We start from the raw sequence: 7,350 nt of genomic DNA, 5'->3' as shown, positions 1-7,350 counted from the left end.
ATGAAAAATCGCTCTTGTGTTTTGAGCAAAGCTTAAATTTTAGATTTTTGATATTTTTTTGCTTAAATTTGCTGATAACTTAAATTTGCTTAAATAGGCTATAATCCACCAAAAAAAGGAGAGATAATGCTAACACATTTAGATGAAAAAGACCGTCCAAAGATGGTCGATGTAAGCCCAAAGGATCCAACTAAAAGAGTAGCAACTGCTAGCGGGATCATCAAAATGAGCAAAGATGCTTTTAAGGCGATCAAAGAAAATACCGGCAAAAAAGGCCCAGTCATCCAAACAGCCGTCGTCGCTGCGATAATGGGCGCTAAAAAGACAAGTGAGCTAATACCTATGTGCCATCCACTAGCCATTTTGGGTGTGGATTGTGATATTGAGGAGCTGCCTGAAATTTGCGCTTTTAAGCTTTATGTGAGCGTCAAGATAGAGGGCAAAACAGGCGTTGAGATGGAGGCTCTAACAGGCGTGAGTGTGGGACTTCTTACCATTTATGACATGGTAAAAGCCATAGATAAGGGCATGGAGATCAGTAACATCGTACTAGAGAGCAAAACAGGAGGCAAAAGTGGCGAATATATGCGATCTAAATAATAAAAAGGCAAAAATAGACTACCCAACACACTGGGAGTACAAAGTGATATTTGACGCTGGCGTAAATGCCGAAGAGAAGGTAAAAGAGATAGTAAAAGATAGAGAATTTAAGCTAGTTTTTTCAAAATTTAGCAAAGATAAAAAATACGCTAGCTACGATCTAGCCGTGCTAGTTTTAAGCGAAGAAGAGAGGCTAGAGATTTTTTCAGCGCTAAAACACGAAGCAAAATACGTTTTATAAGGCAAAAATATGGATAAACTTGAGCAAAATTTACGTGATTATAAAGATAGCGAGGGGCTACTAACTAGCATAAAGGCTCTTTGCAACGACTTTTTTAAGGACGTCTCAGACAAAGACGAAAGCGCACTGCCTGATCTTTTGAAGCAAAAGATGAACGAGCTTTACGACAAGATGGATAAAGAGAGCCTCATAAATGCTAAAAACCTAAAAAGTGCTATGGAGGGGATAAATCAGGCCCTAGTTAGCGGCGAAGAGAAGGAGCTTTATGAGTTATTTGATAAAAGAGATGAGATAAATAGAGCGATCGAGACAAAGCGTGAAGAGATAAAAAATAGGCTAAAAATTTCATTTGAAGCGGCTGAAGAGGTCGTAAAAGATAGAGATTTTGGCGAAAAAGAGGAAATTTTAGAGCTTTTAAATAACGCCATTATCAGAGAAACAAGGATGCTTGGCATCTTAAAAGAGAGCGCTCAAATCGCCTTTTTAACGACGCTTGAAGGCGCAAAGGATGTCGAAGAGACTGCTGGCGCGATAGCTAAAAATATGACCTACGCCGCGATAAGAGGCGGGGAGTTTAGCAAAGAGCGAATGTTTGAAATTTCAAAAAATATCATCAGTGCAGCTGGAAATTTAGCAAATGAGGGGCATATCTTTGCAAAAGAGCTCATAAAAGGCGCAATAAATGGCACAAGAGATGGCATCTTAAGAGCTATTGAGAAGCTAAAAGATGAGGCGAAATTTGCTCCAGATGAGCTAAGGCTAAACTCACAGCTTTTAAATTTAAAAAACGTGGATGAAGAGTTTATAGCGCTTCTTAAAGAGCTTGAAAATGAATTTGACGGCGTGGCTAAAAGCGAGATCGAAAGCGTGATAAATAGCGAGCTTGACACAAATCTAGCAAAATTTAAACGCATAAGCGATCAAGCGATGGAGCAGATCAGCTCAAGGCTTGAAGAGCTAAAGTCAAACGGCGTTGCAAAGCTTATGAGCGAGGCAAACAATAAATTTGAAGCCCTAAAGCAAGAGCTAAACGACAAGAGCAAAAAGCTAAAGCTAAATTTTGACGCTAATGACAAGCTTGAAGGCCTCAAGCAAGATATCGCAGAGTTTGAGAAAAAGGCGAACGACAAGCTTGAAGACATCAAACAAATGGATATAAAATCAGAAGCTAAGAAATTTGGCGACAGGGCATATCAAGCCGCAAAAGACTTTTTAAACGTCATAAAAAAAGATAAAAAAGAGGAGTAAATTTGCCAAGCTTTTTGGCAAATTTATCATTTTGGCTAGGTCTTAGCTTAGCCATTTTACAACTTAAATTTATAAAAACAGATAGAGCAAAAACGCACCCAAGATCAAGCGGTAGATGACAAAAGGTAGCATCCTGATCCTTGAGATGATCCCCATAAATAGCTTCACGCAGATATAAGCACTAACTGCACTTATGATGACGCCAAGGGCGATGTCGCTCCAAGGCAGAGCATTTGGATCTTTGATTAGTTTGATACTCTCAAGTCCGCCAGCTAGGATGATGACAGGTATCGAAAGTAAAAATGAGAAATTTGCACTGCCTTTATGGCTAAAGCCCAAAAACAAGGCCGCTGTCATCGTTATGCCTGATCTTGAGACGCCAGGGATGAGCGCCACAGCCTGCGCTAAGCCTATAATAAGAGCAAATTTTATGGTCATTTCGTATTCGCTTTTGTTTGTTGAGCGAAGATCAGCAAAGTAAAGTGCGATGCCAAAGATGATCGTAGTAACAGCGATCACAACGCCGCTTCTTGCGTACTCTTCGATCACGTTGTTGAACAAAAGTCCAAAGATGCCAACCGGGATAGTGGCAAATCCCACGCACCAGACAAGCAAGCTATCGCCCACCATCTTTCTTTGTGCTATCGAGGCAAAAAAGTCGCGAAGCAGCTTAAAAATCGTATCTTTAAAATAAAAAAGTATCGCGCTTAGCGTACCAACATGCACTGCCACGTCAAAAGCAAGCCCTTGATCTGGCCAGCCAAGTAGCTTTGGCACCAAGATGAGATGAGCCGAGCTTGATATCGGCAAAAACTCGCTTATGCCTTGCACCAAGGCCAAAACGATAACGTGAGAAATTTCCATAAAATGCCTTTTTTTGATTTTAGATTGCAGCTGGGGATTTTACTCCCCAAAGTTAAATTTTATATAAGTTCGCTAGCAAAATTTGCAAGCTTTTGCGGAGTAAATCCGAAGTGGTCAAATAGTTCATTTGCCTTGCCGCTAGCGCCAAAGCTGTTCATGCCATAAACTGCGTCGGCAAATTTATACCACTCATAGCCAGTTGCGGCCTCAACTGCGATAATGGTTGTATTTTTATCTAAAATTCTAGCCACATACTCAGCTGGCTGCTCGCAAAGTAGATCAAAACAAGGCGCTGATACGATATTTGCACCGATGCCCTGCTCAGCTAGAAGTGCAGCTGCTTTTACGCAGAGTGAGACCTCACTACCGCTTGCTATAAATGTGATCTTTGCTTCTTTTGCTGAACTTAAAAGATATGCGCCATTGCCAACCTCGCCAAATTCACCTTTTGCAAGTGGATCAAGTCCTTGGCGGCTAAGCACAAATGCGCTTGGAGCGTTTAAATTTAGAGCCACTTGCCAGCTAGCTGCGTTTTCGTTGCCGTCAGCTGGGCGGAAAGTGTAGAAATTTGGCATCGCTCTAAATGTGCTAAGCTGTTCTATTGGCTGATGTGTCGGACCATCTTCGCCAACGCCGATGCTATCATGCGTGAAGACAAAAAAGTGCTTGATGCCCATTAGCGCTGCTATCCTTGCACTTGGCTTTAGATAGTCGCTAAAGATGAAAAATGTCGCTGAAAATGGCAAGAAAAGGCCGTATCTAGCGATGCCGTTGTTGATCGCTGCCATGGCGTGTTCTCTGATGCCGTAGTGGATATTTTTGCCATTTGGGAAGTCGCCCATGCCCTTTAGCTCAGTCTTGTTTGACGGAGCAAGATCAGCGCTACCGCCGATAAAACCAGGGAGTTTTTTAGCTATCTCGTTTAAAATGACGTGGTTTGTATCTCTTGTGGCTAGCTTTTTGTCGCTAAAGTCTGGAAATTCGATCTTGCTAAAGTCTGGATTAAGAAGTGAGTTTAATAAATTTTTGCCTTCAATGCTTAACGCTTCAACCTTTTTGTTCCACATCGCCTCTTCAAGATCGCCCTTTTCAACTGCACCTCTAAATCTTAAAAGCACGTCCTCGTCGATAGCAAATTTCTTCTCAGGGTCAAAGCCCGCTGCAGCCTTTGCCTTTTTGATGATCTCCTCGCCAAGTGGTGCGCCGTGGCTGTGGTGGCTGCCCTCAAGCTCCATTGCGCCACGTGCTATGTGTGTATTTGCGATGATGAGATATGGCGACTCTTTCTCGCTTGCTTGCTCAAGAGCAAATTCGATCTGGTTGTAGTCGTGTCCGTCGATGCGTGCGACCTCCCAGCCCTGCGCCTCAAATCTTGCCTTGACGTCCTCGCTAAATGCGATCGCTGTGTCGCCCTCGATCGTGATATTGTTTGAGTCGTAGATTAGCACAAGGTTGTCTAGTCTTAAATTTCCTGCGATCGAACATGCCTCGTAGCTTATGCCCTCTTCAAGGTCGCCGTCGCCGCAAAGGCAGTAAATTTTATGATCGATTATTTTATTATCTGGCTCATTTAGCACGTTTGCGGCGTATTTTTCTGCCATGGCAAGGCCAACTGCATTTGCTACGCCTTGACCAAGCGGGCCAGTAGCCATCTCAACGCCTGGAGTGTGAATCTCTGGGTGTCCTGGAGTGTTTGAGCCAAGTTGGCGAAAATTTTTGAGCTCATCTAGGCTTAGATCGTAGCCGCTTAGGTGCAAGAAGCTATAAACCAAGCTTGATGCGTGACCACCGCTAAAAACGAGCCTATCTCTGTTTAGCCATTTTGGATTTTTAGGGTTGTGTTTTAAAAAGTTGCTTAAAACCACCATGATATCGGCTAGGCCCATAGGAGCACCTGGGTGTCCGCTGTTAGCGTTTTGCACCATATCAGCGCACAAAAATCTTATAGTATCGGCTTGTTTTTTTAGCATATGATCTCCTTTTTATTGCGTCAGATTATACAAAAAAGTGATTAAAACTTGCCTTGCATTTTTGCCCAAAATGTCTAAAAAGTGATATAAATTTACGAAATTTACGCACTATCTTAGGTGCTTGTCTGTAAGCTCCAAGATCATTTTTGCAATGCTTGCATCTATCTGTTTTAGCGCCTCTTCTATCTCGCAAATAAGCTCATCTTTTTTCTTTTTTGCGCCAGATAGACCAAGTAAATTTGTAAATGAGTTTTTAGCTAGATCGTTATGCACGGGCTTTCCAGCGGCCGCTTCGTCGCTTGTAAGATCGATGATATCATCTTGTATCTGAAAAGCAAGCCCAAGCTTTAGTCCGATATCATAAATTTTCTCGCACTCTGTTTCGTCTAAATTTACTATCACAGCGCCCATTTTTAGGCTAGCAGCGATGAGCTTTGCGGTTTTGTGGATGTGTAAAAAGACTAGCTCATCAAGGCTTAGCATCTTGCCAGAGAGGCCAAATTTAGCCTTTGCTCTTTTGATATCCTCTTTGTTTGTATTTTCAAAAAAACAATCAAGCGCCTGACCTAGCACCATACCGCTAACGCCAGCATTCTCGCTTAAAATTTCCACGCATTTTATGCGTGTTTGCGCTGGCAGATCAGCACGTGAAATTTCATAAAAAGCATGCGTATTTAGCGCATCTCCTGCAAGTATAGCAGTCGTCTCGTCGTATGTTACGTGAAGCGTTGGCGTGCCACGTCTTAGGCTTGCGTTATCCATCGAAGGCAGATCATCGTGGATGAGCGAGTATGTATGCATCATCTCAAGCCCCAAAGCCACTCTCATGGCCTTTTGCGTGAGGCTTTTATCCACGCTCTCCACCACGCCAAGAAGCAAAAGCGCCCTAAAGTGCTTGCCTCCAGCCTTTAGCATAACACCAAGCGCCTCCTCGTAGTAAGGATGAAAGCTAGGCGCCTTTGGCAAATTTGCATTTAGAAATTTTACGAAGTCCTCAAGTAGGCTCATTTTGGCACTCTTGCAAAGAACTGAAAGTCATTTCTACTAAATAAAAGCACGAAATTTTGCAGGTCGCCGATCTTTTCTAAAAGCTCCTCGCGGCTACTCACGCTCTCTTTGTTGTAGCCTAAAATTTTATCGCCGATTTTGATGCCAAAGATGTCGGCATTTGACTTTGGCTCGACCTTAGTAACTACTAAATTTTTATCGACCGTGATACCATAATCCACCAAAACTTTATCATCAAGTAAGCTCTCAGGCGACTTTGGCATGACGTTTAAATTTGGCAGATCAAGGCTTGAAGGAGCGTCTATATCAAGGCTTTGGTTAAATTTCACATCCCCGCTTACTGGCACTTGAAAGAGTAGCTGCTCTCTATCACGCTTCACGATGATGTCCAGTTTTGCGCCCTTTGGAGCAAAAAGCACCATCTCGTTTAGCTCTCTTAGGCTCTTTGGCTTGATGCCATTTATACTAACGAGCTCATCATCAACCATCATCATCTTGCCACGGCCCAGTGGATCGACAAGACCCACAAAAAATTTATCCTCTTTTTGCAAGAATTTCACGCCGATATCGCCGTAATAGACGTCATCGTAAGATACAAAGTGCTTTAGATAGCGATTTGGTATAAATTTATCAGCTCCAACAGCTATGCCTATCATCTTACAACAAGGAGTGTTTATCTCGCCAGTCGCGTTATACTCGAAGCTTAGCGTATCAAAGTCGCCTAAATTTTGCCCCAAAGACTTGATATGACCCATGACGGTGTTATTAGAGTCGTTTAAGATGCCAACCCAAGTGCTCTTTTTGATGCGCTCCTCATTGGTCTCATCGGCCATCACAACAGGGCTTAGCTCCTTGCTAGAGCGCACTAAGAAAAGCTGCAAATATGGGTCAAATTTGACATATTCGCCAAGCGGAGCTCCCTCGCTTTTTGGCACTGCGATCAAATTTTTAGTGATAGCCACGCCAAAGTGTTTATTTACCGAGACGATTGAGTTTTTGTTCTTTTCAAAGCAGGCGTTAAAGTCCTCTTGCGTAGGCCTAGGATCGGCGTTTAGGCAAAGCGCTGATAGCAAAAATGCAAGGGCAAATTTATATTTTAGTCTCATTTTATCCCCATCGAAGCAAGGCCGCCAAGCATCCTTGAAGCGGTGTTTTTCTTGTCAGCCTCAACTGATTTTAGCACGTCATTTACGGCGCTTATTAGCAAAATTTGCATGCTCTCTTTATCTTCAAGCAAGCTATCATCTATGCTAATATCAAGTATCTCGCCGCTGCCGTTTGCTCTCACGCTCACTAGTCCGCCGCCGCTTTTTGCGCCAAATTCTTTATTTTTGCTCTCTTCTTCCATCTGCTTGGCTTGCTTTTGCACATCCTCAAGCATCTGCCCCATCTTTGAAAAGTCAAATCCCTCAAACATCG

The 7,350-nt window shown here is 42.9% G+C and carries 8 protein-coding genes; 3 read left to right on the top strand and 5 right to left on the bottom strand.

Going from position 1 to position 7,350, the window contains the following annotated elements; genetic code table 11:
• Positions 1-123: 123 nt before the first annotated feature.
• The 3 genes from moaC to F3G86_RS09005 are packed head-to-tail and all read left to right on the top strand — an operon-like array spanning position 124 to position 2,089.
• Positions 124-600, top strand: coding sequence for a cyclic pyranopterin monophosphate synthase MoaC (gene moaC, locus F3G86_RS09015; RefSeq protein WP_180997186.1), 477 nt, complete (start codon positions 124-126; stop codon positions 598-600).
• Positions 575-841, top strand: coding sequence for an HP0495 family protein (locus tag F3G86_RS09010; RefSeq protein WP_009295275.1), 267 nt, complete (start codon positions 575-577; stop codon positions 839-841). Before moaC ends, F3G86_RS09010 begins: the two co-directional genes overlap by 26 nt.
• A 9-nt stretch (positions 842-850) precedes the next feature.
• Positions 851-2,089, top strand: a complete 1,239-nt coding sequence (locus tag F3G86_RS09005) for a hypothetical protein (protein ID WP_149723660.1) — start codon at positions 851-853, stop codon at positions 2,087-2,089.
• A gap of 69 nt (positions 2,090-2,158) precedes the next feature.
• Here F3G86_RS09005 and F3G86_RS09000 read toward each other — a convergent pair whose 3' ends face one another.
• From F3G86_RS09000 to F3G86_RS08980, 5 genes are all read right to left on the bottom strand, one after another.
• Positions 2,159-2,953 (bottom strand): undecaprenyl-diphosphate phosphatase, encoded by a 795-nt coding sequence (locus F3G86_RS09000; protein ID WP_002941660.1) that lies wholly within the window; start codon positions 2,951-2,953, stop codon positions 2,159-2,161.
• A 59-nt stretch (positions 2,954-3,012) separates the two neighbouring features.
• Positions 3,013-4,923, bottom strand: a complete 1,911-nt coding sequence (gene tkt, locus F3G86_RS08995) for a transketolase (protein ID WP_149723659.1) — start codon at positions 4,921-4,923, stop codon at positions 3,013-3,015.
• A gap of 108 nt (positions 4,924-5,031) precedes the next feature.
• Positions 5,032-5,931, bottom strand: a complete 900-nt coding sequence (locus F3G86_RS08990; RefSeq protein WP_149723658.1) for a polyprenyl synthetase family protein — start codon at positions 5,929-5,931, stop codon at positions 5,032-5,034.
• The gene (locus F3G86_RS08985) at positions 5,928-7,037 is read right to left on the bottom strand and encodes a DUF7488 domain-containing protein (protein WP_149723657.1); all 1,110 of its coding nucleotides are present in this window, start codon (positions 7,035-7,037) and stop codon (positions 5,928-5,930) included. The genes F3G86_RS08990 and F3G86_RS08985 overlap by 4 nt, the downstream gene beginning before the upstream one ends.
• Positions 7,034-7,348 carry a YbaB/EbfC family nucleoid-associated protein gene (locus tag F3G86_RS08980; protein WP_002941513.1) on the bottom strand — a complete coding sequence of 105 codons (315 nt, stop codon included), beginning with the start codon at positions 7,346-7,348 and terminating at the stop codon, positions 7,034-7,036. Before F3G86_RS08980 ends, F3G86_RS08985 begins: the two co-directional genes overlap by 4 nt.
• Between the last annotated feature and the right edge of the window lie 2 nt (positions 7,349-7,350).

Source organism: Campylobacter concisus (assembly GCF_902460595.1).
In the GTDB taxonomy this organism is placed as follows: Bacteria; Campylobacterota; Campylobacteria; order Campylobacterales; family Campylobacteraceae; genus Campylobacter_A; species Campylobacter_A concisus_BL.
This window is presented reverse-complemented; position numbering and strand designations above follow the sequence as displayed.